Source organism: Pontivivens marinum, from assembly GCF_900231835.1.
Taxonomy (GTDB): Bacteria; Pseudomonadota; Alphaproteobacteria; order Rhodobacterales; family Rhodobacteraceae; genus Pontivivens; species Pontivivens marinum.
Genome location: NZ_OCTN01000001.1, coordinates 1,052,333 through 1,076,247 on the forward strand (window position 1 = coordinate 1,052,333; position 23,915 = coordinate 1,076,247).

Annotated in this window: 27 protein-coding genes and 1 pseudogene; 14 read left to right on the plus strand and 14 right to left on the minus strand. The window is 59.0% G+C overall.

Features of this window, described 5'->3' with window-relative positions:
• Positions 1-26: 26 nt before the first annotated feature.
• Both CR254_RS05250 and CR254_RS05255 read right to left on the minus strand, forming a co-directional pair.
• The gene (locus tag CR254_RS05250; RefSeq protein WP_097928725.1) at positions 27-1,307 is read right to left on the minus strand and encodes an acetylornithine deacetylase/succinyl-diaminopimelate desuccinylase family protein; all 1,281 of its coding nucleotides are present in this window, start codon (positions 1,305-1,307) and stop codon (positions 27-29) included.
• Between the two features lie 45 nt (positions 1,308-1,352).
• Complete coding sequence (locus CR254_RS05255; RefSeq protein WP_097928726.1) at positions 1,353-1,889, minus strand: winged helix DNA-binding protein; 537 nt, start codon at positions 1,887-1,889, stop codon at positions 1,353-1,355.
• Between the two features lie 194 nt (positions 1,890-2,083).
• Here CR254_RS05255 and dnaN point away from each other — a divergent pair, with 194 nt between their 5' ends.
• The 4 genes from dnaN to gyrB all read left to right on the plus strand — a co-directional run bounded on the left by dnaN (position 2,084) and on the right by gyrB (position 7,908).
• Entirely contained in the window at positions 2,084-3,202 is a 1,119-nt protein-coding gene (gene dnaN / locus CR254_RS05260) for a DNA polymerase III subunit beta (RefSeq protein ID WP_097928727.1), read from the plus strand.
• Positions 3,203-3,211: 9 nt separating this feature from the next.
• A complete protein-coding gene (recF, locus tag CR254_RS05265; protein WP_097928728.1) occupies positions 3,212-4,303 on the plus strand; it encodes a DNA replication/repair protein RecF in 1,092 nt (363 codons plus the stop codon).
• A 174-nt stretch (positions 4,304-4,477) separates the two neighbouring features.
• Positions 4,478-5,302, plus strand: a complete 825-nt coding sequence (locus tag CR254_RS05270) for an HpcH/HpaI aldolase family protein (protein WP_097928729.1) — start codon at positions 4,478-4,480, stop codon at positions 5,300-5,302.
• A gap of 191 nt (positions 5,303-5,493) precedes the next feature.
• Positions 5,494-7,908, plus strand: coding sequence for a DNA topoisomerase (ATP-hydrolyzing) subunit B (gyrB, locus tag CR254_RS05275; protein WP_097928730.1), 2,415 nt, complete (start codon positions 5,494-5,496; stop codon positions 7,906-7,908).
• 71 nt (positions 7,909-7,979) lie between these two features.
• On the opposite strand, the gene CR254_RS05280 is transcribed toward gyrB, so the two are convergent.
• From CR254_RS05280 to CR254_RS05290, 3 genes are read right to left on the minus strand one after another with little or no spacing between them, the layout of a single operon-like run.
• Positions 7,980-9,065 carry a flavin monoamine oxidase family protein gene (locus tag CR254_RS05280; protein WP_097928731.1) on the minus strand — a complete coding sequence of 362 codons (1,086 nt, stop codon included), beginning with the start codon at positions 9,063-9,065 and terminating at the stop codon, positions 7,980-7,982.
• Positions 9,065-9,742, minus strand: a complete 678-nt coding sequence (locus tag CR254_RS05285; RefSeq protein ID WP_097928732.1) for an SDR family NAD(P)-dependent oxidoreductase — start codon at positions 9,740-9,742, stop codon at positions 9,065-9,067. Before CR254_RS05285 ends, CR254_RS05280 begins: the two co-directional genes overlap by 1 nt.
• Position 9,743: 1 nt before the next feature.
• The gene (locus tag CR254_RS05290; RefSeq protein ID WP_097928733.1) at positions 9,744-10,424 is read right to left on the minus strand and encodes a cupin domain-containing protein; all 681 of its coding nucleotides are present in this window, start codon (positions 10,422-10,424) and stop codon (positions 9,744-9,746) included.
• 118 nt (positions 10,425-10,542) lie between these two features.
• On the opposite strand from CR254_RS05290, the gene CR254_RS05295 reads away from it, so the two are divergent.
• The gene (locus CR254_RS05295) at positions 10,543-11,088 is read left to right on the plus strand and encodes a TetR/AcrR family transcriptional regulator (protein WP_097928734.1); all 546 of its coding nucleotides are present in this window, start codon (positions 10,543-10,545) and stop codon (positions 11,086-11,088) included.
• 81 nt (positions 11,089-11,169) lie between these two features.
• Here CR254_RS05295 and CR254_RS05300 read toward each other — a convergent pair whose 3' ends face one another.
• Positions 11,170-11,766, minus strand: a complete 597-nt coding sequence (locus CR254_RS05300) for a TetR/AcrR family transcriptional regulator (RefSeq protein ID WP_180955886.1) — start codon at positions 11,764-11,766, stop codon at positions 11,170-11,172.
• 221 nt (positions 11,767-11,987) lie between these two features.
• Between CR254_RS05300 and CR254_RS05305 the strand changes: the two genes are divergently transcribed.
• From CR254_RS05305 to CR254_RS05330, 6 genes are all read left to right on the plus strand, one after another.
• On the plus strand, positions 11,988-12,575 hold the full coding sequence (locus CR254_RS05305; protein ID WP_097928736.1) for a hypothetical protein: 588 nt from the start codon (positions 11,988-11,990) through the stop codon (positions 12,573-12,575).
• Between the two features lie 171 nt (positions 12,576-12,746).
• Positions 12,747-13,307: a carboxymuconolactone decarboxylase family protein gene (locus CR254_RS05310; RefSeq protein WP_097928737.1), complete on the plus strand. Its 561-nt coding sequence runs from the start codon at positions 12,747-12,749 to the stop codon at positions 13,305-13,307.
• A gap of 52 nt (positions 13,308-13,359) precedes the next feature.
• Positions 13,360-13,737: a hypothetical protein gene (locus tag CR254_RS05315; RefSeq protein WP_145996703.1), complete on the plus strand. Its 378-nt coding sequence runs from the start codon at positions 13,360-13,362 to the stop codon at positions 13,735-13,737.
• 12 nt (positions 13,738-13,749) lie between these two features.
• Complete coding sequence (locus tag CR254_RS05320) at positions 13,750-14,397, plus strand: DsbA family oxidoreductase (RefSeq protein WP_097928739.1); 648 nt, start codon at positions 13,750-13,752, stop codon at positions 14,395-14,397.
• 3 nt (positions 14,398-14,400) lie between these two features.
• The gene (locus tag CR254_RS05325; RefSeq protein WP_097928740.1) at positions 14,401-14,994 is read left to right on the plus strand and encodes a TetR/AcrR family transcriptional regulator; all 594 of its coding nucleotides are present in this window, start codon (positions 14,401-14,403) and stop codon (positions 14,992-14,994) included.
• 13 nt (positions 14,995-15,007) lie between these two features.
• The gene (locus CR254_RS05330) at positions 15,008-15,493 is read left to right on the plus strand and encodes a peptide deformylase (protein ID WP_097928741.1); all 486 of its coding nucleotides are present in this window, start codon (positions 15,008-15,010) and stop codon (positions 15,491-15,493) included.
• On the opposite strand, the gene CR254_RS05335 is transcribed toward CR254_RS05330, so the two are convergent.
• Complete coding sequence (locus CR254_RS05335; RefSeq protein WP_097928910.1) at positions 15,484-16,725, minus strand: Hsp70 family protein; 1,242 nt, start codon at positions 16,723-16,725, stop codon at positions 15,484-15,486. The two genes, CR254_RS05330 and CR254_RS05335, sit on opposite strands and share 10 nt — an antisense overlap.
• Positions 16,726-16,923: 198 nt before the next feature.
• Here CR254_RS05335 and CR254_RS05340 point away from each other — a divergent pair, with 198 nt between their 5' ends.
• From CR254_RS05340 to CR254_RS05350, 3 genes are read left to right on the plus strand one after another with little or no spacing between them, the layout of a single operon-like run.
• Positions 16,924-17,766, plus strand: coding sequence for a putative selenate ABC transporter substrate-binding protein (locus CR254_RS05340; protein ID WP_097928742.1), 843 nt, complete (start codon positions 16,924-16,926; stop codon positions 17,764-17,766).
• Entirely contained in the window at positions 17,766-18,425 is a 660-nt protein-coding gene (locus tag CR254_RS05345; RefSeq protein WP_097928743.1) for an ATP-binding cassette domain-containing protein, read from the plus strand. Before CR254_RS05340 ends, CR254_RS05345 begins: the two co-directional genes overlap by 1 nt.
• Complete coding sequence (locus tag CR254_RS05350; RefSeq protein WP_245851387.1) at positions 18,422-19,888, plus strand: PhnE/PtxC family ABC transporter permease; 1,467 nt, start codon at positions 18,422-18,424, stop codon at positions 19,886-19,888. The genes CR254_RS05345 and CR254_RS05350 overlap by 4 nt, the downstream gene beginning before the upstream one ends.
• On the opposite strand, the gene CR254_RS05355 is transcribed toward CR254_RS05350, so the two are convergent.
• From CR254_RS05355 to CR254_RS05380, 7 genes and pseudogenes are all read right to left on the minus strand, one after another.
• Entirely contained in the window at positions 19,885-20,595 is a 711-nt protein-coding gene (locus CR254_RS05355; RefSeq protein WP_097928745.1) for a sulfotransferase-like domain-containing protein, read from the minus strand. The two genes, CR254_RS05350 and CR254_RS05355, sit on opposite strands and share 4 nt — an antisense overlap.
• Complete coding sequence (locus CR254_RS05360) at positions 20,592-21,485, minus strand: D-amino acid aminotransferase (protein WP_097928746.1); 894 nt, start codon at positions 21,483-21,485, stop codon at positions 20,592-20,594. The genes CR254_RS05355 and CR254_RS05360 overlap by 4 nt, the downstream gene beginning before the upstream one ends.
• A gap of 226 nt (positions 21,486-21,711) precedes the next feature.
• Positions 21,712-22,062, minus strand: coding sequence for a RidA family protein (locus tag CR254_RS05365; protein WP_097928747.1), 351 nt, complete (start codon positions 22,060-22,062; stop codon positions 21,712-21,714).
• Positions 22,059-22,510: pseudogene (prpE, locus tag CR254_RS18185) on the minus strand (propionyl-CoA synthetase); the annotation flags it as partial. The gene CR254_RS05365 and the pseudogene prpE, both read right to left, overlap by 4 nt.
• Before the next feature lie 144 nt (positions 22,511-22,654).
• Entirely contained in the window at positions 22,655-22,798 is a 144-nt protein-coding gene (locus CR254_RS18190; protein ID WP_245851389.1) for a hypothetical protein, read from the minus strand.
• 112 nt (positions 22,799-22,910) lie between these two features.
• Positions 22,911-23,660 carry an SDR family NAD(P)-dependent oxidoreductase gene (locus CR254_RS05375; RefSeq protein WP_097928911.1) on the minus strand — a complete coding sequence of 250 codons (750 nt, stop codon included), beginning with the start codon at positions 23,658-23,660 and terminating at the stop codon, positions 22,911-22,913.
• Between the two features lie 4 nt (positions 23,661-23,664).
• Positions 23,665-23,910: a hypothetical protein gene (locus CR254_RS05380; RefSeq protein ID WP_097928748.1), complete on the minus strand. Its 246-nt coding sequence runs from the start codon at positions 23,908-23,910 to the stop codon at positions 23,665-23,667.
• Positions 23,911-23,915: the final 5 nt, after the last annotated feature.

Sequence of the window (23,915 nt, forward strand, 5' to 3'; positions counted from 1 at the left end):
ACGCCTGACGTCGCGCCCAAGCAATTTTATTTCGCGCCCGCACAATCGAGCAGCACTCGTAGAGCCTGCCCCATCACCTTGGCCGAATCCAGCATGTCGTCCACGCCGATCCATTCATCCGGCTGGTGCGCCAGATCCAGAACCCCCGGACCATAGGCGATACAGTTTTTCAGACGCCCGATCCGGTCAATATGTTTCTGGTCATAGGTGCCGGGGGAAACCACGTAATCCGGCTCCTTGCCCAGAATGTCGCGAATGGCATCGCTGACCGCTGTGACAACAGGCGCATCACGTTCGGTCATGCTGGGCAGAACCTCGAACATATCGCTGACCGAATAATCGAACCCCTCACGCCGCGCGGCAACACGTTCCAGAACGTCGTGCATCTCACCCTTCACATCGGCAATCGCTTCCTCCATCAGGAATCGACGGTCGATGATCATGCTGGCCCGATCCGGCACACAGGGCGCGGGCAGACCGGTATAATCTTCCTCAGGCACCGCAGCACCACCATGGAACGAGTTGATGTTCAGCGTGGACTGCTTTGCCCCCTCGGGGATCACTGGCATAGCTGTGCGTTTTTGGGCCAATGCGGGGAACAGGCTGTCCTCCATCTCCGCCACGACGGCGCCCATATGGCGCACGGCGCAATCGCCAAGGAACGGCATGGAGCCATGGGCAATGCGGCCCTTGGTCTCGATCTCCGCCCACCAAACACCACGGTGGCCCAGACAGACACGATCCTTGTGCAACGGTTCGGGGATGATGACGTGCTGCACGCGGGTCGGATCGAACCAGCCCTTTTCCGCCAGATAGGCCACGCCGCCAAAGCCGCCTGATTCCTCATCTGCCGTTCCGCTAATCTCAATCGCGCCGGCAAAATCGGGATAGGTGGCGATAAACGCCTCCGCCGCGATGATCGAGGTGGCCAGGCCCCCCTTCATATCGCAGGCCCCACGGCCATAAACCTTGCCGTCCTCCAGCTCACCACCGAACGGGTCCTTGGTCCAGCCATGACCGACCTCAACCACATCGGTATGCGAGTTGAAATGAACACACTCGCCCTTGCGCGTGCCCTCCTTGCGCGCCACCACGTTCCAACGGGGGTATTTGTCGCTGTCCCCCAGCGCCCCCTCGGCCCGCACCAGCGTCACCTCGAATCCGCTGCGCGTCAGTCGATTGCGCAGGAATTCACATATCTCCAGATACCCGATGCCCGGCGGGTTCAGCGTTGGCATCCGGATCAGGTCCTGCGTCAACGCGATCAGGTCATCGCGTCGTGCGTCAATTGCTTCGTTAAGATCCATATGGCCACCTCCGTGCGAAACCTAATCCCGCATGGAGTCCAGCGTCTAGAGCGAAGACGCCGCGCGGCTGGCCTGATCATATAATCCAGACAGCGCGCGCAGATTTGTGGCCATTTCCCGTAGGGATTCGCCGGAAATATCCGTACGCTGCATCCCGTCCAATAGACACTGTTCGCGCACCCGACGATAGGCATCGCACAGCGCCGCGCCCTCCTCGGATGTCCGGTAAAACACTTCTTTTCCACGCTTTTCTGAAACCAGAACGCCCATCTTTAACAATTTGCGCAGCGCATAGTTCACCGTGTGCGTGTCCTCGATGTTCAGCAAAAAGCAGATATCGGTCAGTTTTTTATCGCGACCCCGATGATTAACATTGTGCAGAACTAATATTTCCAACGCGCTGATTTCCGAGTTCCCAGCCGCCGCCATGCACCGCATCGTCCAGCGGCTAAAGGCGTTTTGCGCGATAATCAGGCCATATTCGAATTCGGATGCCTCCCACCCATCGCCATCCGCCAGATGGCGCGACGATACGATCCGCCGCCGGTCAGGTTTCGATGCAGGCTGTTGCGCGTCGGACATTGGGCACCTTTTCGTTTGCGTTTCACCGGGGAAACATAAACGAAAAGGTACCCCACGGTATAGCCACGTCGCAACACCGTGCAATTTGACAGCAATCCGACCGCTGGAAAGGTGTTTGCACTCCGCCCCGTATCCCCTTACCGTTTCCGTCCGATTATCCACCAAGCCGACACTCACAAGATGGAGTCCGACCGATGAAAGTCAGCATCGAACGCAGCGCCCTGCTGAAGGCCATGAGCCGCGCACAATCGGTCGTTGAGCGGCGCAACACGATCCCGATTCTGGCCAACGTCCTGATCGAGGCAGAGGGCGCAGACATTTCATTCCGCGCCACCGACCTGGACATCGAGGTCGTGGACAAAACCGCCGCAATGGTTGAGCAGGCAGGCTCCACCACCGTTGCCGCCGGTATGCTGCATGACATCGTGCGCAAATTGCCCGACGGCTCCACTGTGCAACTGAACGCTGATGCCGCGACAGGCCGGATGGAAATCCGCGCGGGCCGTTCGCACTTCTCACTGGCGACCCTGCCGCGTGAGGATTTCCCCGTGATGGCATCCAGTGAATATGACACGAATTTCACGGCCAAGGCATCGCTGCTGCACCGCCTGTTCGACAAGGCGAAGTTCGCGATCTCGACCGAGGAAACCCGCTACTACCTCAACGGTATCTATCTGCACTCGGCCACAGCGCCGGGCGGCCAGATGCTGCGCGCGGTAGCGACGGATGGCCACCGGCTTGCCTGTATCGACACGGAACTGCCCGACGGTGCCGACGCCATTCCGGGCGTGATCGTACCGCGCAAAACCGTGACCGAGGTGCTGAAGCTGCTGACCGATGACGACGCGCAAATTGATGTCAGCGTCTCCGAGACAAAGATCCGCTTCGCCACCCCCGACATTATCCTGACATCCAAGGTGATCGACGGCTCGTTCCCCGATTATACCCGCGTGATCCCGCAGCAGAACCAGAAGCGTATGGAAGTAGACGCCAAGGAATTCGCAGCCGCGGTCAACCTCGTCTCCACCGTCTCATCCGAGCGGTCGCGTGCGGTAAAGCTGTCCATCGACGAGGATCGCCTGATCCTCAGCGTGAATGCCCCCGATAGCGGTGCCGCCGATCATGAACTGGCCGTGGCCTATGCGGATGAGAAACTGGAAATCGGCTTTAACGCGAAATACCTGCTGGAAATCGCCAGTCAGGTGGACCGCGAAAACGCTGTGTTCCTGTTCAACTCCTCGGGCGATCCGACCCTGATGCGTGAGGGCAATGATGACAGCGCCATCTACGTCGTCATGCCAATGCGGGTCTAACGCGGTCCGTTGCCGCACATAACCTCGCTGCGCCTGTCGCATTTTCGGTCCCACTCCCAAACCACCATCGCGGCGGATAAACGCCCCGTCGCGATCTGGGGGCCGAATGGCGCGGGCAAAACCAATATACTTGAGGCGATCTCGCTGCTGTCCCCCGGTCGTGGCCTGCGCCGCGCCACGTCGGATGAGCTGAGCCGGAAACCCGACGCTATCGGCTGGCGGGTACGCGCCGAAATCACCGCAGAGGCTGACCACCAGATCGTTACGGGGGCCGAGGGCGATGCCTCGCGCACCGTGCGGATCGACGACAAGGCAACATCGCAAACCGCACTGGGCCGCCTGCTGCGCGTGGTGTGGCTGGTGCCGGTCATGGACCGGTTGTGGCTGGAGGGCGCGGCGGAGCGACGCCGCTTCCTCGACCGGATGACGCTCAGCTTTGATCCAGACCACGCCGATACCGTGCTGCGCTATGAAAAGGCGATGCGCGAACGCAATCGCTTGCTCAAGGATCAGGTCCGCGATCCCGCATGGTACGCAGCACTTGAACAACATATGGCCGAGGCTGCCCTGCGCATGACCGCCGCACGGCAAAACACCATTACCCGCCTCAGCCGCGCACAGGACGGGGCCACGACCGCATTCCCATCGGCAACATTGACCCTGACCGGCCCCGATGACGGGCCGGAGGATAGCAGCGACCTTGCCGCACGACTGGCCGCGCACCGCTCGCGCGACCTCTCAGCAGGCAGATCGCTGATCGGACCGCACCGCGCCGATATGTCCGCGATCTATACGGCCAAGGGGGTTGCCGCCCGCGCCTGCTCCACGGGCGAACAAAAGGCCCTGCTGGTCTCACTCGTATTGGCCAATGCCCGCGCACTGGCCGCCGAAGATCAGGGAACCCCCGTTTTACTGCTGGATGAGGTTGCGGCCCATCTGGACCCCACGCGACGTGCCGCGCTTTACGCGGAAATTGTCGATCTGGGCATTCAGGCATGGATGACCGGAACCGATGCAAGCCTCTTTGCAGAGATAAACAACCATGCGTTGAATCTCAAAGTCGAAGATGTGAACGGCATCTCCCAAATTACCGACCACTGATTTCATTGAATTAACATTTGTGGATGCGAATAAACGGCGCAATTCCGCCACTTTACGCTGCCTGTCAACGATTAAGTGAAAGTTAAGATTTTAATAAAAAGTATAATAACTTATCCCATTTACCCGAATTAACAAATCCTCGATGGTCGATGCATCAACCTAAAGGAGAGTTACATGACCACCTTCAAAGCAAAACTCGCAGATCCCAGCCAGCGCCTGTCCATGCATGTGAACGTCATTCCATCCGCCGTAACGACGCAGGCAATCGCCGTATCGGGCGCGGATGTTGTTGTGATTGACCGTGAACATGGCGCTGTTGATTACGGCACCTGCCACGCCATGATCGCCGCAACACAGGGCACCGATTGCGCGCCCGTCGTTCGGGTGTCCGAAATCGCGGATAATGAGGTAAAGCGGGTGCTGGATCTGGGCGCGGAGGGGATCATCTTCCCACTGGTTCGCGATGTAGAGGACGTACGCCGCGCTGTCTCCTCGATGCGCTATCCCGGCTCCATGGGCTCACGCGGGTTCGGCCCGTTCATCGCACATTCGCGCTGGCCCTCCGACATGATGACCTATGCCCGCACCATCGAGGATCGCTTGACCTGCGGCATCCTGATCGAAACGGTTGAGGCCGTCAGCAATATCGACGCCATCGTGGCCGAGGAAGGGATTGACTACATGATCCTCGCGGCCTTCGACCTCAGCGCGACAATGGGCATTCCGGGCCAGTTCGATCACCCCCACTTCGTGAAAGCATGCGCCAGGGTGGAGCAGGCCGCACGCGGTGCCGGCATCCCGCTGGGCGGTATTGCCATGACCGAACAGGACGCCGCCGAACGCTTCGCCCATGGCTACCGCATCATCGCGGGCTTTGACGTGCTGCATCTCAAGGCAAAGGTCGCGCAAACTGCCGCATGGACTCGTCGCACCGATGCCGTCCACGCCTATGTTGCGAGCACCACGCCGGCGCAGCATTCACTGACTGTCCCGCACTAATAGGATAGGCATGTCCGGCGCGGCCTCCAATCGCGGGGCCGCGTCATCCGCCCTGAAACCGGCCCGAAATGTGCCAGCCACATAGCAGCCAGAAAGCAGCCGCAAAGCAGCCCCGCGAATTTCATGTCAGAGGCGTGACAATCCCCCGCGCAAGCGCTAGAACAAAGGCTACAAAATAGGGGATTTCGGACATGGCGGACACACCCGCGAACCAGAGCGACTACGGCGCGGATTCCATCAAGGTTCTCAAGGGCTTGGAGGCTGTTCGCAAACGCCCAGGCATGTATATCGGCGACACGGACGATGGCTCGGGCCTCCACCATATGGTGTACGAGGTCGTGGATAACGGCATCGATGAGGCCCTGGCAGGCCACGCAGACGAAGTTCGCGTCACTTTGCACGATGACGGCTCCGTTTCCGTCAGCGATAACGGACGCGGTATTCCCGTCGGCATCCACGAGGAAGAAGGCGTTTCCGCGGCCGAGGTCATCATGACCCAGCTGCATGCCGGCGGTAAGTTCGATTCCAATTCCTACAAGGTTTCCGGCGGCTTGCACGGCGTGGGCGTCTCGGTTGTGAACGCGCTCAGCGACTGGCTCGAACTGCGCATCTGGCGTGAGGGATTTGAGCATGTCGCCCGTTTTGAGCGTGGCGATACCGTCAAACATCTCGAACGCCTCGGCCCGACCGAGCGTACAGGGACCGAGGTCCGTTTCCTCGCCTCGACCGACACGTTTTCGGACGTGAATTACAAGTTCCCGACGCTGGAACATCGCCTGCGCGAACTGGCCTTCCTGAACTCGGGCGTGCGCATCACCATCCGTGATGAGCGTGAGGTGGAACCCCTTGAAACCTCACTGGAATATGAGGGTGGCGTCCGCGAATTCGTGCGCTATCTGGACCGCTCCAAAACGGCGATGATCCCCGATCCTATCTTCATCACCGGTGAAAAGGACGAGATCGGCATCGAGGTCGCGATGTGGTGGAATGACAGCTATCATGAAAATGTGCTGCCCTTTACCAACAACATTCCGCAGCGCGATGGCGGCACTCATATTGCCGGCTTCCGCGGCGCGCTGACCCGTACGATCAACAACTACGTTGCCTCCTCCGGTATCGCGAAGCGTGAGAAGGTCACGCTGGCCGGTGATGACGCGCGTGAGGGGTTGACCTGCGTGCTGTCGGTTAAGGTTCCGGACCCTAAATTCTCCAGCCAAACCAAAGACAAGCTGGTCTCGTCCGAGGTGCGCCCCGCCGTTGAATCCCTGATGAACGAGAAGCTGGCCGAGTGGTTCGAGGAGAACCCGGCAGAGGCCCGCATGGTCGTCAGCAAAATCGTTGAGGCCGCACAGGCACGTGAGGCAGCGCGCAAGGCGCGTGAGCTGACACGCCGCAAAAGCCCGATGGATGTCAGCTACTTAGCCGGCAAGCTCAAGGATTGCTCCGAGAAAGACCCCTCCAAAACCGAACTGCTGCTGGTCGAGGGTGACTCCGCTGGCGGTTCGGCAACGCAGGGCCGTGATCGTGGAACGCAGGCGGTTCTGCCGCTACGTGGTAAAATCCTTAACGTTGAGCGTGCACGCTTTGACCGGATGCTGGGATCGCAGGAGATCGGCAACCTTGTCATGGCGCTTGGCACCGGCATTGGTCGCGACGAGTTCAACATCGACAAATTGCGCTATCACAAGATCATCATCATGACGGATGCGGATGTTGACGGCGCGCATATTCGCACGCTGCTGCTGACATTCTTCTACCGTCAAATGCCGCAACTTATTGAAAACGGTCATCTTTACATTGCCCAACCACCACTATACAAGGTGTCGCGCGGCAAGTCCGAGGTGTACCTGAAGGATCACCCCGCACTGGATGATTACCTGATCGAACAGGGCCTGAACGATGCCACCCTTGAGCTTGGTTCGGGTGAGCAGCGTACCGGTGCCGATCTGGCCGATGTTGTGCGCACGGCCCGTCAGGTGCGCAATATCGTTAACGCATTCCCGACCCATGTGCCGCGCGTTGTGCTGGAACAGGCCGCGATTGCCGGTGCGCTATTGCCCGAGAATATTCAGGGCGACCCACAGGCCGCTGCCGACCGTGTTGCTGATCGCCTGAACATGATCGCACCGGATACGGAACGTGGCTGGACCGGTCGCCCGACACAGGATAGCGGCCTCCGTTTCTCACGCGTGCTACGCGGTGTTGAGGAAACCCGTACTCTGGACGGCGGCGTTTTCCGCTCGGCCGAGGGGCGGCGCCTTGCACAGATGACCGACCCCTTGCAGGAGGTCTATTCCGCACCAGCCAAACTGCACCGTCGGGACAAGCATGTGACCCTGAACGCACCTACCGAGTTACTCGATCTGGTGATCGCTGAGGGTGAGCGCGGCCTGAGCCTGCAACGCTATAAGGGTCTGGGCGAAATGAACCCCGATCAGCTGTGGGAAACCACATTGGATGCGGAGGCACGGACGCTGTTGCAGGTCAAGGTTGACCATCTGGACAGCGCCGACGAAATCTTCACCAAGCTGATGGGCGATGTGGTTGAGCCGCGCCGCATCTTCATTCAGGAAAATGCGTTAAACGTGCAGAACCTGGACTTCTAGACACGTAGATGCCGCAGGCAGGGCCAGTAGGGCCCCCCAACCGATGGCCCCAAGAATTGGGCCATCGGTAATTACATCGACATCGTTTCGTTCAAGCTTAGCGTATTCGCCACACGCTCGGCCGCCTCTAATGCACCCTCAAGAAAGCCTCCAAATTCAGGGGCAGTTTCAGTAGATGCAAAAATCAGGCCGCGCGCAGTAAGACCGCTCAGCTTCGTAGGCAAGCCATAGCTGGGATGGCTTCTGACAGGCTGTCGATCCTGCGGGCGTGCGATCCCGGGGATGCTCGCCCAATCCTGCAAGGTAAGATGCATCGGGGATGCCATTTTAGGGCCAAACAGCGCGATCAATTGCTCTTGGGCAAGGCGCATCATTTCGTCCCTGTGCAGGACACGCACATCCGCAGGCACCCCGACAAACCCGAACAGCGCATAGGGGCCGCCCTGCATCGGCGAGGCGTCATGGATTTCCACCATTGGGCCGCGTTGGCTCATAGCATCCCCGGACAGACCTGCATTCCGCCAGTGGGGTTGGTCGTAAACTGCGATGATCTTCGCCTGACCCGCCATCCAAGTCGGTACATTTTGCAGCGCCTGCATTTGGGCCGCGTCCAAAGCGGGCTCGAACGAAACGGTATCAGCAATAACCCGAGGTGGAATGGCCATTACGATCTTGTTTGCCTTGATGATCTGCGCGGTGCCGCCATGATCAACCTGCGCTGTGATGCTGCCTGCTGAATGCTCGACCGCAATCAGCCGCGTATTGGTCAGAAATTTCGCTGGGTCCACGATATCTCCCAAGGCATTCACCAGACTGCCGATCCCGCCAGCCAACCGGTATGATCCCGCCATCGAGGCATAGCCACGCCCGCGCTGCACCGCGCCGCTATGCTCTTGATAAACCAAGTCACCGGTCGAAAATTGCTCAAATACGGGGATATTGAAACGTTCCGCTAGCGCTGCCATCCGCGGCTGGCCCGGCCAGAACCATGCAGGGCCAAGGTCAAATGCAGCACCCGAATACTCTTTGGTCAATATGCGTCCGCCAAGCCGATCCTGCGCTTCGAGCAACAAGAAATCCCGACCTTGACTGGTCAGATGATCCGCAAGAGCAAGACCGGCCAGACCACCGCCCACAATCAGAATATCGGTCTGCATCAGAATGCCTCTCCCATCGGTCTGAGGTCCAGCTCATGCGTCCACGTGGAACGCGGCTGATCCGCTAGGGACAGGTAGGTCTGGGCAATATCCGCAGGTTTCATCATCCGTGCAGGGTCCATCCCGTGCAGCGCGCGGCTGGCATCCGTATCTACAATTCCATCAAGAACCACATGTGCGACATGGATGCCCTGTGGCCCATATTCGCGCGCCAACGATTGGGTCAGCGCGCGCAGGCCCGCCTTGGCCGAAGCAAAAGCAGCAAAATTCTTACCACCACGCAGGCTTGCCGTCGCGCCCGAGACGATAAACGTTCCGCCGCCATTTTCGACCATTGCAGGTAAAATGCTGCGGGCCAGATTAACCGCAGTCATCACCATCGCGCTCCAAGTGGCCTCAAAATCGGCATTCGTGGTGTCCTCAAAGCCCGAGATCACCAGTTTCGCGGCGTTGTGAACCACCAGCTTTGGTGCGCCATGGGCTTGGATAAGGCGCGATACTGCTTGAGTCGTCTGATCCGGATCGGACAGATCAACGCCATGGATCATGCCACTAGAACCATCAGGAACCGACCGGTTCAGACCTACGGCGGTGTAGCCGCTTTGCGCGAATGTATGCAGCAAGCTTTTCCCAAGCCCCGCGCCTGCTCCGCCAATTATTGCAAGTGGCTCTGACATGTCAGCCCTCAACATTCGGGGCAGATGGTGTAGCTGCAAGGTGGCCTGATTTCACCCAGAGTCGTGCCCCCTCGGGACCGGAAACAGCGCTTAGCGGCGTATTGGGCGGCAGGCGAAGCCATGAATTGACGCGGAAGTCCTCATCGCCCTCACGAAAGCTCCCCTCGATCACGAGCGCTTCAAACCCGTTATGGCCTGTCTGTGCCACCGCTACATTCGCATCCCATAGTTCAATGCGCACACGTTCGCGGGCATCCTTGAACAGGGGAATTTCCGATACACCGTCACGCACGGGCTGCGGCGTCTGCGCGTTGGTATCGATGGTGACCTGCTGACGGTCATCCATATCGAATTGCCATAGCTTGACGAAAATCGTCGCCCCCGGTGCGGAGCTGGGCGTGTGGGAGGATGTCGGCGGGTTGCGCACATAGGTGCCAACCGGAAAGTCACCATGCTCGTCCTGAAAAACACCATCAAGCACGAGGTATTCCTCTCCACCCGTATGGGTATGTGCCGAAAACGCGCTGCCGGGGGCATAGCGAACAATGGTGGTCGCCCGTGCAACCTCATCCCCGATCCGGTCCAACATCCGCCGGTCGACACCCTTCATCGGGGAGGCAACCCAGGGGACCTGATCCGAATGCACAACGGCGCGTTCATCAAAATTTGCATTTAGGTCCATGGTTCGTCCTTCCGGTACAACGCAGCATTGCGACTATCTATCAGTTGATAGGCAATCGATAAGATGTTGCCACCCACACTGTCAACGCCTATCTACCAACAGATAGACAGGACAAGCCATGCCACCGACTATGAAAGAAAAAATCCTTGATGCCGCTGAAAAGCGCGTCCGTGGCGCAGGTTTCTCAGCGATGAGCTTTCGCGATCTGGCAGGCGATGTCGGCATCAAGAGCGCAAGCGTACATTACCACTTCCCCACCAAACCCGATCTGGGTGAGGCTTTGGTTGATCGCTACACCAGCCAGTTCAAGGAACAGCTTGACCAGATCGACACCAGCGATCTGCAAACAGCGCTGAACAGCTACGTCGCCCTTTATTCCCAAGCGCTCGTGCTGGACGAATCCATCTGCCTTTGCGCGATCATGGGGGCCGAGGCGATCGGCTTGCCAAAGAATGTGAACCAGAAAACAAAGACATTCTTCAAAATGAACCGGACTTGGCTGCTTGAGCTGCTCCAGCGTAAGGGCGTCCAAAACCCGGATGACACGTCCTGCCTCATCGTTGCGGCGCTAGAGGGCGGCATGATCGTTGCCTCCCCCTCAAACGATCGCGCGATTTTCGATCAGATCGCCAAGGCGGCGATCCAAAGTGTCACCAAAATTTGAGGCGGCTACCACCGTCGCAAATGCCCGCACCAAGCACAGCCTTGGGCGACCGCATGAACTATCGGCTAATCCCCCCGACATTTACGCTGGCACGGACACTCCAACCAACCGCAGCGCGCTGCTTTGCACAGCTTTCAAAGCGTCGGTGTCAAAGGCACCGCGTGACAGCACGCGAAAACCCACCATCAAAGCTGTGAGTGATTTTGCTGCCGCATCTGCATCAAGGTCAGGCGCAATGGCACCTGAGCGCTGCCCCTCGGCAATCTTGGTTGCGAAGAACTTCTGCAATCCACCAAATGATTTCATGACCAATTGCTGCGCGACATCCTCATGATTGGGAAAATCCATCGCGACGGTAATAATCAGCCCGCCCTTTGCCTGCTGCCCCATCGCCGTATGCGACATGACCACGTCAAATGGCATCATCAGCGCAGCAATCGGATCCTCCAGCACCATTAGACGCTTCAACGCATCCGCCTGCTGATCGCCCACAAATTTCGCCAGCACTGCGTGGAACAGGTCGCGCTTTCCACCAAAGGTATTGTAAATACTACCTTTATTTATCCCCATTCCCTTGACCAGATCAGAAATGGATGTTGCCTCATATCCCTTGATCGAGAAGACCTCTGCGGCGCTTTCCAGCACCTCATCCGCATCGAACGCTATTTCCCACGCCATCCAAGAGTGCTCCCTCCAGCCAAGCGCGTACCGTTCGCCTGCTGCATTCATATTCTACTCCAACGCTCAACAATGATGCGGTCAATGCAGCGCTCTGTATCAAAACACACATCATCAGCACGTTGACCGATCGGTATAAGCTATGCAACTGTAGTTAAAGTAAGTGTTTTTTGATTGCACCAAAAATGTGATTCGTATGTGAGTAAGCGTGGAGACGAAGAATGGAACAATTGATACGTGAAGGATCTCTATTAGCTGCTGTCGCCGCTGTGACATTGGCAGCCTATATGATCTTGCGCCAGATTGGCGGCACGCCCACCATACAGGCTGGCCGCATATTGAGCGCTATTCTCGGAGCTGTTCTACTCATCGGTGGTCTGTCGAAATTTTTCGCACCTTTCAGCGACAAGTTTGTTGATTTAGTCACGCTTAGCCAGCTGCCGATGCCGCAAACCACGATCATTACGATTCACGCGACGGAGATTTGCGCCGGCATTGTCCTGATACTGTTTTCCTATGCATGGACCACTCTCAGAACCGGTGCATTCAATCCGCTCTTTCAGGTGGCAAATGCGATCACCATCGTGATCATGCTCAGCTTGGTCTACGTGAATCTGCATCCAGACGTTCCCGCATCCATTCTACCGCTTGGCATAAAGCCTCCGATTGCAGCGCTTTTGCTCATTGTTATGGCAATGATGAATATGTCAGCACCGCGCTCGAATGGTGCGGCGGGCAATGGGCACGGTTACGTACACTCCGAGCGCACTGGGCGACACAACATCGGCATTCACTCCGTATTGTCCTAAGCTTCACTCGAATTTCAGGAACAGTCTTATCAAACCGGCAGCAACATATGGTTGCTGTCGGTTTTTTGCATTTCGCCTCACATTTGAGTGATTGCTCAAATTACCTATTGAGTGATCGCTCAAAACAACTAAATCAGGGGTCGAGAAACAAACCTGTCTTAGGAGATACCCATGGTTACGTTCACCAAGCACACCGCAGAATCCGCACCCGAAGAGTCCAAGGAGCTGGTCGCTAAATCCGTTGCATCCATGGGCCGCCTGCCCGGCCTGCATGCTGTTATGGCGGAATCCCCCAGCCTGCTGAACGCCTACCAGCAGGCGCATGCGCTGTTCATGGAAACCAGCTTTGACAAGGATGAGCTGACCGTTGTTTGGCAGGCCATCAACGTTGAGAACGATTGCCACTACTGCGTTCCAGCCCATACCGGCATCGCAAAGATGATGAAGGTTGATGACGAAATCATCGACGCATTGCGCAACGAGACACCCCTGCCAAATGCACGTCTGGAGGCGCTGCGCACCTTCACGCTGCAACTGGTTCGCGATCGCGGCTTTGTTGCCGAGGCAGACACACAGGCATTCCTGGATGCGGGTTTCACCCAGAAGAACATCCTCGAAGTGATCCTGGGCTACAGCCAGAAAATCATGTCGAACTACACCAACCACTTCGCAAAAACGCCAGTGGATTCCGTGTTCGAGAAGTTCGCATGGACCCGCGCCGAAAAGGCATAATCCATGGTGCGGTCCCTACGGGGGCCGCACATTCCACGTGCGTGAGGGCAGCATGTTAGAAATGTGGCATTCGTTCACTGCACTACCAATGTGGGTCAAGCTATGGATGATGCTGATCCTCGGCCCGATCAATATGGCCACGCTGGCCTATCTGGATCAGCCGATGGGCATTACGATTGCTGCCCTTGCATGGGGCGGAATGTTGATCAGCGTCGGGATTTTGATCCGCGACCGTGGCTTTTCAAAGCTGGTTTCAGGCGGGCATGTTCTGACATGGCCCCCGCTGGTCCTACTGCTGATTTTCGCGCGGCCCGATGGCTCTGACAGCTATGGGCTGTTCCTGACGGCATTATTACTGGTTGATGCTGTCTCGCTAATATTCGACACCAATGACCTACGGCTTTGGTTTTTGAACCGCCGCTCGTCCTGAAAGGGGATTGCCATGACCACCGAACCGCTTCGCATCGATATCATCTCTGACGTGATGTGCCCGTGGTGCATTATCGGCTATCGCCAACTGACCGCAGCGTTGGAAAAAACCGGCACGCCACACGAAATCCACTGGCATCCGTTCGAGCTGAACGTGAACATGCCGCCAGAGGGACAAGACGGGTTTGAGCATGTTGCAGAGAAATACGGCGCCACGCGTGAGCAATCCGTGCAAAACCGTGCGCAAATGACCGCTCTGGGCACTGATCTGGGATTTGACTTCCAGTTTGCGGATAATTCTCGCATGCACAACACGTTCAACACGCATCAATTGCTGCATTGGGCGGGTGAGCAGGATCGTAAGAACGACATGAAGCAGGCGCTGTTCACCGCGCACTTCACCCATCGTCGCGATCTGTCCGACAATGCTGTTCTGGCCGATATCGCGGCAGAGCAAGGTCTGGATCGGGATGAGGCCTTGGCCGTGCTGACCGATCAGCGTTATGCTAAAACCGTGCGTGAAAACGAGGAATTCTGGGTAAATCAGGGCATTTCCGGCGTTCCCGCAGTGGTGTTTAACCGTCGGCACCTTGTCACAGGGGCGCAGGGGGTTGAGAATTACACCAATATTCTGAACCAACTGGCAAATCTAGAGTCCTGACCCATGGCCCGCGCTACCCCCTATGATCGCGATCAAACGCTGGATGCTGCAATGTCCCTGTTCTGGGACAAAGGCTATCACGCGACCTCGCTCAAGGATCTGGAGGGCGCGTTGAGCATGAAGCCGGGCAGCATCTATGCCGCATTCCAAAGCAAGCAAAACCTGTACCTGCTTGCCTTGGAAAAATACTTCACGGCCTCGCGCGCCTCGTTCCGCAAACAGGCGGCGCGGGCTGCGACGCCGTTACAGGGCTTGGCGAATAACCTACGGGCCTATCCGCAACTATCCGCCGATGATGCGGCGCGACAGGCCTGCATGTTGACCAAAACGATGGTGGACACCCGATCCACCGACACCATCATATCGCAGCAATCGCGCAAATATATGGGCGAAATGCGCGCAGAGATCGCGGCGGTTTTCGAGGCAGCCGTGGCGTGCGGCGAATTGCCCTCCGATGCGAATCCCGAGCGGTTGGCACGGCGATATCAGGCCAATCTGACGGCGCTGCGGCTGGAGCTACATCAGGGCACAGATCAGGCGGAGCTGCTGAATCTGGCCGAGGATATGGCCCGTGAGGTTGAGGCCCTACGCCAATAACCAAGGAGGTCATATGCGCACCATCGTCACCGCCCCTGCCGCTGTTCTGTCCGGCATCGCCGCGCCGGTCACTGATTTCGGCACTGTGTGGCTGCGCGACCTTATCGCGGATATGGCCCGAATTCGGCATGAAATGGGCGGTGCGGGCATAGCGGCCCCGCAGGTGGGTGAGGGCGTGCGCCTGTTCCTGCTGGACGCGACGCAGCCCGATGGCACAACCCTGCTCCGCCATGCCGGCACGCCCAAGATGATCGTGGCCAATCCGGTGATTACCGACACCAGTGGTGATCCCGAGGAGGGTGCGGAGGGGTGCCTGTCGATCCCCGCAACCCTGCACCCTGATGGACGCGTTGCCATCACCCGCCCGCCGCAAATCGCGTGGCAGGGGCAGTCGCCCGACGGCGCGCCGATTGGCGGCACGCTAGATGGCTTTGGCGCCCGTGCCTTTCAGCATGAGCTGGACCACCTCAACGGCATTCTAATCACCGATCACAGGTGACCGGTTCCGATCGCCAGCCCGTCAACCACCGCCGTAAATGCCTCGGAGCGTGAAATTTCAGCGGTTGGGCACAGCGCACGCGCCTGCTCCTCAACCATACCCATCAAACTGGAACCACCGACCAGCACGACGGAGCCGATTTCCTCGGGGCGGTTGGTGGCAAGGGTAAAGGTATGCTCCATCGCCTCACGCAGGCGGTTGGCAAAGGGGGTCAGCGCCGCGTTCAGCGAGGTGCGCGTGATCGGGGCGGTCAGCCCCCCCTCGATAAAGCGCATGTCGATGGCGGCATCCTGATCGCCATTCGCTGCAATCTTGCCGCGCTCCACCGCGAAGGCCAGCTCATGCCCCAACTGTTCCTCGATCACATAGGACAGACGCTCCATATCGCGGGGGGCCACGGCCTGCTTGACCATATCATCCACCAGCCGCTGCACATCACGGGTATAGAGAAACGGGATCTTCGCCCATGAGGCCAGATCAGCGTAGATATCATTGGGAACCGGCAGCAGCCCCTTGCCAAAGGTCCGGCGCAGCTCACCCCCATGCCCCAGATGGCGCATAACGTGGGACATAGAGGTCACTTGGTCAAAATCCGTACCGCCCAGCCGAATACCGTGACTGGCGAGGATATCCACATGCTGCCCATCGGTGCGAAACACCGAAAAATCCGACGTACCGCCGCCAATATCGACGATCAGACCCAGCGTGCCGGATTTGTTGAGCTGGTGCGAGGCCAGCGCCGCTGCCTCCGGCTCAAACAAGAACCGCACCTCGTCGAAACCGGCGGCCTTGTAACAGGCGCGCAAATCCGACTCGGCGCGGGCATCGCGGGTGGCATCGCCGGAATGGAAATGCACGGGGCGACCGGACAGCGCGCTGGTAAAGGTCTGACCGGCCTCATCCTCGGCCCGCTGCTTCACGACCCGCAGGAAATCGGTGATGATGCTGGCCAGCGTGCGACGGCGGCCCCCGATGGGGCGCTCCTCGTTCAACAGGGATGTTCCCAGCACGCTTTTCAACGCCCGCATGTAACGCCCCTCATCCCCCGCAATCAGGGCGCGCGATGCGGCCTCACCCAGCAGCATCTCGCCGCCCTCGGTCTGGAAAAACACGGCGGTGGGCAATGTGTCTGCGCCCACCTCAATCGGCAAACGGTGCGGCACACCATCGCGCAGGACCGCCGCGGCGGAATTCGATGTTCCGAAGTCGATTGCAAGCATGTCGTCGGCCATCGCGCCCATCCCGTATATTCAGAAAGGACGCGCACCTACACGCGGATGCGGCGGCGCGCAAGTCGCCTGATGCAAAATGACATCGATTTACCCTGCACGCCGATGAAAACAGGTGTTCGATTTAACAGCGCCCTCCACTGGCAAATATTCAACCGACGCGGTACAGCCTAACAGCATGCACCTCTTGGAGAATTTGACATGAAGCGCCTATTTCTTTGCCTGTTACTGATGAGCGCGCCCGCCAGCGCCGAAACACTCTACTTTTCGGCGATCCCGGATGAGGATGAAACAAGGCTGATCGAACGCTTTGGCGCCGTGGCCGAGTATCTGGAGGCCGAGCTGGGCGTTGATGTCGAATACATCCCCGTCAAAAGCTACGCCGCAGCCGTAACCGCATTCCGTAATGATCAAATCCAACTGGGCTGGTTTGGCGGCCTCTCCGGTGTGCAGGCGCGGTTGCAGGTTCCGGGTTCGCAGGCCATCGCACAGGGCGCCGAGGATGAGACCTTTGTGACCTATTTCATCGCCAATGCCGCAACCGGATTGCAGCCAAGCGAGGAATTCCCCGATCTGGCAGGACGCAGCTTTACCTTTGGCGCGCAGACCTCGACCTCGGGCCGTTTGATGCCGGAATTCTGGATTCGCGAATCCACCGGTCAGGCGCCTACGGAGCTGTTCTCGGATGTCGGTTTTTCTGGCGATCACGGACAGACGCTGCGCCTTGTCGCATCGGGCGCTTATGAAATCGGCGCGATGAACTATTCCGTCTACGACCGTGCTGTGGCCGATGGCGCGGCAGAGGTTGAGCAGGCCAGCATCATCTGGAAAACCCCGCCCTACCCTGATTACAACTGGACGATCCGTGCTGATGTGGATGCCCGCTTTGGTGAAGGTTTCACAGACCGTGTTCAATCCGCATTGATCGATATGCAGGACGAGGCGCTGCTGGCTTCCTTCCCGCGCAGTGCGTTCATTCCTGCGGAAAACGCCTTCTACCAGCCGATCGAGGATACAGCCCGCGCGCTGGACATTATCGACTGATGCAAACGCTGCTCTCCCTACAGGATCGCTCGCTGGGATGGGGGGACCATATGGTCCTGCCCAACCTTAGTATCAGTGTGTCGCAGGGGGAGCGGATTGCCGTTTTGGGGCGCAGCGGCGTGGGGAAAAGCACTCTGCTCTCCGCGCTGGCCGCGCAACAGGACGGCCCACGTATCGCGCTGGTGCCGCAGGATCACGGGTTGGTCGGGTCGCTGAGCGTATTTCACAACGTCTGGATGGGGCGGCTGGATGATTTCGGCACGGCGCGCAATCTGGCCACGCTGATCTGGCCCCGCGCTACGCAGCGTGCGCAGGTGGATGCGGTGCTGGACCGTGTTGGCCTGACCGGACTTGGCCGTCGCCCGGTTGCGGAACTGTCCGGTGGACAACGGCAACGTGTCGCGCTGGCCCGTGCGTTACTACGCGGTGGTCAGATTGTGCTGGCGGATGAGCCTGTCTCCGCCGTTGATCCCGCACAGGGGGCCGACCTGCTGCGGGGGATTGCGGACCGGTTCGAAACCGCAATCGTCGTGCTGCACGACGCCGCACTGGCCCGTCAGTTCGCCACGCGCATCATCGGATTGCAGGCGGGCGGCGTAGCCATTGATGCCGCCCCCGATGCAATTAGCGATGCCGATCTGGCGGAGCTATACGGGTGAAGGCGCGTCACGCATTGGCAGGCTTTGCCGTTGTGACGTTGATCGCGATATTGCTCAGCGACATGACCGCCCGCCGGCCGGACCCTTGGCTGACGCTGGCTGCGATGGGGCGCGGGATCATCACCCCCGACTTCAGCGACTTTACCGGACTGGCGACTGCCACTGGATTGACGTTGGCCTTTGCCTTTTGCGGGGTCGGGCTGGGCGCGACTGTTGGCCTGATACTGGCCCCGATCTATGCGCGAGTGCGGGTGCTGTGCGTTTCCGTGCGTGCCGTGCATGAACTGTTCTGGGCGCTGCTGCTGCTCAACATCACCGGCATTTCACCGATAACCGGCGTGCTGGCCATCGCGTTGCCCTATTCGGGGATTTTCGCCAAGGTTTTCGCAGAGTACCTAGAGGAAGCAGACCCCGCAGCCGAGGCCGCCCTGCCCCGTGGTCTGCCCGCCACGATCCGCCTGATCTGGGTGCGTATTCCGCAATGCTTGCCACAAATGCAGACCTATACGCTGTACCGACTGGAATGCGGACTGCGCTCCTCGGCCGTGCTGGGCTTTGTGGGGTTGCCGACATTGGGGTTCGAGCTGGAATCCACCTTTCGCCAAGGGCTGTATGGTGAGGCAACGGCGGTGCTGCTGATCTTCCTCGCGTTGATCCTGCCGATGCGGCGTTGGGTGATCTGGCGGTTGGTGCCGTTTTACCTGCTGGCCTCGATCATGGCGTTGAGCCTGTTTAAATCGCCGCCAATGGGTGCCGGCGCGCTGATGCGGTTCCTCAACGATATCATCCCCGCCCCGATCCGCACCGGCGCGGATTGGAGCAGTTGGCTGGATAAGGTCTTCGTCCAACAGGCATGGCCCGGCGCGATGGATACCCTCGTCCTGTCGCAGATCGCACTGGCCGGCGCGGCGCTGTTGGCGGCGATTGCCTTTCCGGCGATTGTACCGCGTGTGGCGGGTCGGGTCGGTGCAGTGATCGGGCATGGGGTGCTGGTGGTGCTGCGATCCATCCCCGAATACATGCTGGCCTTTGTCTTTGTGCAAATCCTGGGCGCATCGATGCTGCCCGCCATTCTGGCGCTGGCGCTGCATAATGGCGCGATCATCGCGCATCTGGCCGGTCGGCAGGCAACCGGCGTGGACCTCCGCCCCGATGCCCCGCGCGGCTTGACCCTATGGGCGTGGGAGCTGTTTCCGCGTATGAGCGGCACGTTCTGGGCCCTGTGCCTGTATCGGTGGGAGATTATCCTGCGGGAAAGCGCGATCATGGGCCTGCTGGGCATCGCCACATTGGGGTTCTACATCCAGACCGGCGTGCAGGAATTGCGGCTGGACCGCGTGATTGCGCTGCTTCTGGTCTCGATCCTGCTGACCTTTATCATCGATCAGATCTCACGCAGTTTGCGCCGCCGCATGCAGTTGGGCGGCGCATTGCGGGTCGAGGCAACACGGGGCCGATCCTAAATCGCGTGTGCGGCCAGCCGTTCGTAACAGGGCATCGCCGCGTCAGCCAAGCGGGCGGCCTGTCCGCTCAATTCCGGCAATGGTCCCTCCGCCGCGGCAAATCCGGTGGACCGATGCACGGCCCCGTACCAATGCGGCGCCCATGGCCCGTCATAGGGTCGCGGGCCAGCGGGCCAGTGCAGCATTTCCACACGGAACGGAATGCCCAACGCGGTGCACAGCGCACTCAACTTACCCTGCGGATCGACGCGAATATCCGCACTGTCCACCACCAGCGGTGCGTGACCGGTATCCTGCGCAACGGCGTCGAATAGCTGCGCCTGTTGCACGAACCCGATATCGGACAGGGTCGGGTCCTCGTATTTCGCGGCAAAGCTGGCCATAACCCGCGCCGGATGCCGGATCAGGAACACATTCGTAACATCCCGCATCCAGTCGCGCGGAATCCCGTCCACCATGTGCTGGCACATGTGCTTTTGATAGAAATGCGGCTGCACGCCATCCTGCGCACAGGCATTGGCAACGGTGTGGCCGTCACGCTGCCACTGGGCCAAGGTTTCGGCCCGCATCGGATGGTCGATCCCTGTCGCGTCCAGATAGGCGGCATAGAATGGCTCATCCCACACCGTGCAATCCCCACGCGCGGCAAAGGAATACATCATCGCCGTGGACAGATTGCGCGGGCCGGACCACATCGCGATTTTCATGCGCCGACCTCCTGCATATAGGCCTCGCGGATGCGCTGCATAATCGGCCCGCCCTGACCCGTGCCGATCTGGCGGCCGTCAATTTCACTCACCGGTGTTTGCGCACCGAATGATCCGGTCAGGAACGCCTCATCCGCGCCATATGCCTCCACCAGTGAGTAGTTCTTCTCCCGCACCGGAATGCCCAGTTCACCGCAGATGCGGATCACCGCCGCACGGGTGATACCGTTCATGCAATAATCACCGGTAGAGGTCCAAACCTCGCCCCGCCGCACGATGAAGAAGTTGCAGGCATTCGTCGTGTTCACAAAACCATGTACATCCAGCATCAGCGCCTCATCCGCGCCGGATTTTTCGGCGGCGATACAGGCGAGGATGCAGTTCAGCTTGGAATGCGAATTCAGCTTGGGGTCCTGCGTCATTGGCAAACCGCGCAGATGCGGCACCGTGGCCAACCGGATCGGGCGACCGATCTGAGCCTTGGAATGTTCCATGATGATGGTGATCGTCGGGCCGCTGCGCGACAATGCGGGGTGCTGGAATGGTCGAGTTTTAACACCGCGTGTGACCATCAGACGGGCATGGGCATCCGTCACCATTTCATTTGCCTGCTGCGTGTTGTCCAGCGCGGCGATGATCTGTTGGGGGGTCATGCCGATGTCGAGGTCGATAGCCTTTGCCGCCTCGAACAATCGCTCGATATGCAGGTCGCGAAACGCCCATGTACCATTATACAGGCGCAGCCCCTCCCACACGCCGTCGCCCAGCATGAAACCACTATCGTAGACGGAGACCAGCGCCTGCGCACGCGGCACCAGTTTTCCGTTGAGCCAGATCAGGATCCCCTCGTTGCGGGCATCTTCCTCGGCGGCATGGGTGAACGTATCCATCGGCACTCCTTTTGCACCGATGCTAGCGCCGCTAATCCGCGCTGAATAGCGTCTGCGGCGCCCTGTTCAGGACTGAAATGTGTGCACACAATTGCGCGCCGTGGATCAGGGTTTTGCCAGCATGATGTTCCTCAAGCTGGTTAATGGTGCGGATCAGGATCGATTTTCTCGACACTGATCCGCACAGTACGATTCTTTTGCCGCTGGAGATGCTCAGGGAAAATCCTCAGCTCGTGGGTTTTAGGGCGGCGGTAATGATGATCTCGACCTTCAGCGCGTCGCGGGCCAGCTTTGCCTCGCCGCAGGCGCGGGCGGGGGCGTGGCCCTGTGGTATCCATGCGTCCCAGACAGCGTTCATCTCGGCAAAGTCCTGCATATCCGCCAACCAAACGATTGCTTGCAGGATATGTTCGCGGTCCGATCCCGCCTCGACCAGCAGGGCATCAATCCGGCCAAGGCAATCCTGCGTTTGCGCGGCAACACCATCGCCCGCGCCGACCTGACCGCACAGATAGATTGTGCCGTTATGGGTGACGATTTTGCTCATCCGGTCGTTTGTGTGCTGGCGTTCGATCATGTGATTGGTCCGATCAGGTTTCGGGCACCCAGTGCCGCGGTGATTTCATCTAGAATTAACGGATCATCAATCGCGGCTGGCATTTTGAAATCCTGCACATCCGCGATTTTCTGAACTGTACCGCGCAGTACCTTACCCGAACGGGTTTTGGGTAGGCGCTTTACCTCCACCCCATGTTTGAAGGCCGCAACCGCCCCGATTTTAGCACGTACGAGCTGCACCTGCCCCTTTAGCGGGTCAGCCTTACCAAACAAGACGGTGCGGGATGTTGAGCGATGACCTCCTCCATCGCGCCGGTGGACAGGCGGTGCGCTGCGACGTTGATGATGTCATCTGTGCGCGCCATGACGAAGACATAGCCATCCTCGTCGATCACCCCCGCATCCGAGGTCGCGTAATAGCCCGGATACTCAGCCATAAAGGACGATATAAACCGCTCAGACGCGTTCTACGCCTTTGGGCTGACCGGTCGCGCCCGAATTATACAGGATATAAAGTGGATCGGTCGCGGCAACGGGCTCCGACTCGGTGCTTTCCCCCGCTGCAATGGCCGCATCAAACTCCTGCGCCTAATCCACATCTCGCCTTGCGATCAAATCGCAGGCCTGTGCTTCTCGTTGCAGAATGACGCAATGATCCGACCCGCCAACACGTGCCGATCCACGCAGTTGTAACACGTATTGCATGTCGCGCCATCGAACCAGCGGCCATAAGCGCCGCTATCCGCGTTAAACACCGCCGTAGCGGGGTAAACCAGTCGATCTGCTTCGCTGCCTTACCCCAAGATACCTGAGGGTCCTATTGCCAAACCTGATAGGTTTCTTCGTAGCGCGACATGATACAGGTTCCTAACAGGTGTAGTTCAGACCCAAACGGCCACCATCGACATAGATCGTCTCACCCGTGACATAGCTGGCCTTTTTCGAGCACAGGAACGCCACCACATCGCCGATTTCACGCGCATGGCCTGCACGACCCAGCGGTGTGCGCGACATTGCCGCCTTGAACGCATCGGGGTTGGCGTTCACGCCGGCCATCATTTCCGTATCGATGGAACCGGGGCCAACTGCGTTGACGCGGATGTTGTTCTTGGCCAGTGCCAATGCTGCCACCTTGGTCAGTTGCATGACGCCGCCCTTGGACGCGCAATAGGCGGGGATAGCAGGGATCGCGACCTGCGCGTTGATCGAGGACATGTTGACGATCGCGCCCTCGATCTTGTTCGCAACCATGATGCGTGCGGCCAGTTGGGTCGCCGTGAAAACGCCGCGCAGGTTGATGTCGATCACCCGCTCGAAGGTTTCCAGCTCGTAGGTCAGGAAATCACCGGGCATTGCAACGCCGGCATTGTTGACCAAGGCATGGATCGGGCCGTGATCTGCGGTGATCGCATCGAACATCGCAGTGATTTGCGCCGTGTCACCCATATCACAGGCATAGGCCGCAACAGCGCCCAGCGCGGCGGCGGCCTCATTCACGCCGTCCTCGTTAATATCGGCCAGAATAACGCCGTAGCCATCATTTGCCAGTGCTTCGGCGCAAGCATATCCGATGCCCTGTGCGGCACCTGTGATCAGCGCGAGTGGTTTATTAGCCATCATACTATCCTTTAAATCCGTAATCGTGTTTTGCCTGCGCTGGCGTAATCTTGACCGCGCGTAGATATTTCGCGATGAGCGTCTCATCACGCCCAGCAGAAGCACCGTAGCCGCCGCCACCAAGCAGGCTCAACCGCAACCTTTGACCAGACCTGACCAATTGCTGCCCCTTAATGCGCAATTTGGTGCCATCGGTTAATTCCACACGGCCCGCTGTACCCGCACCGCCGCCACTCGCGGGGTTATCCACGCCAA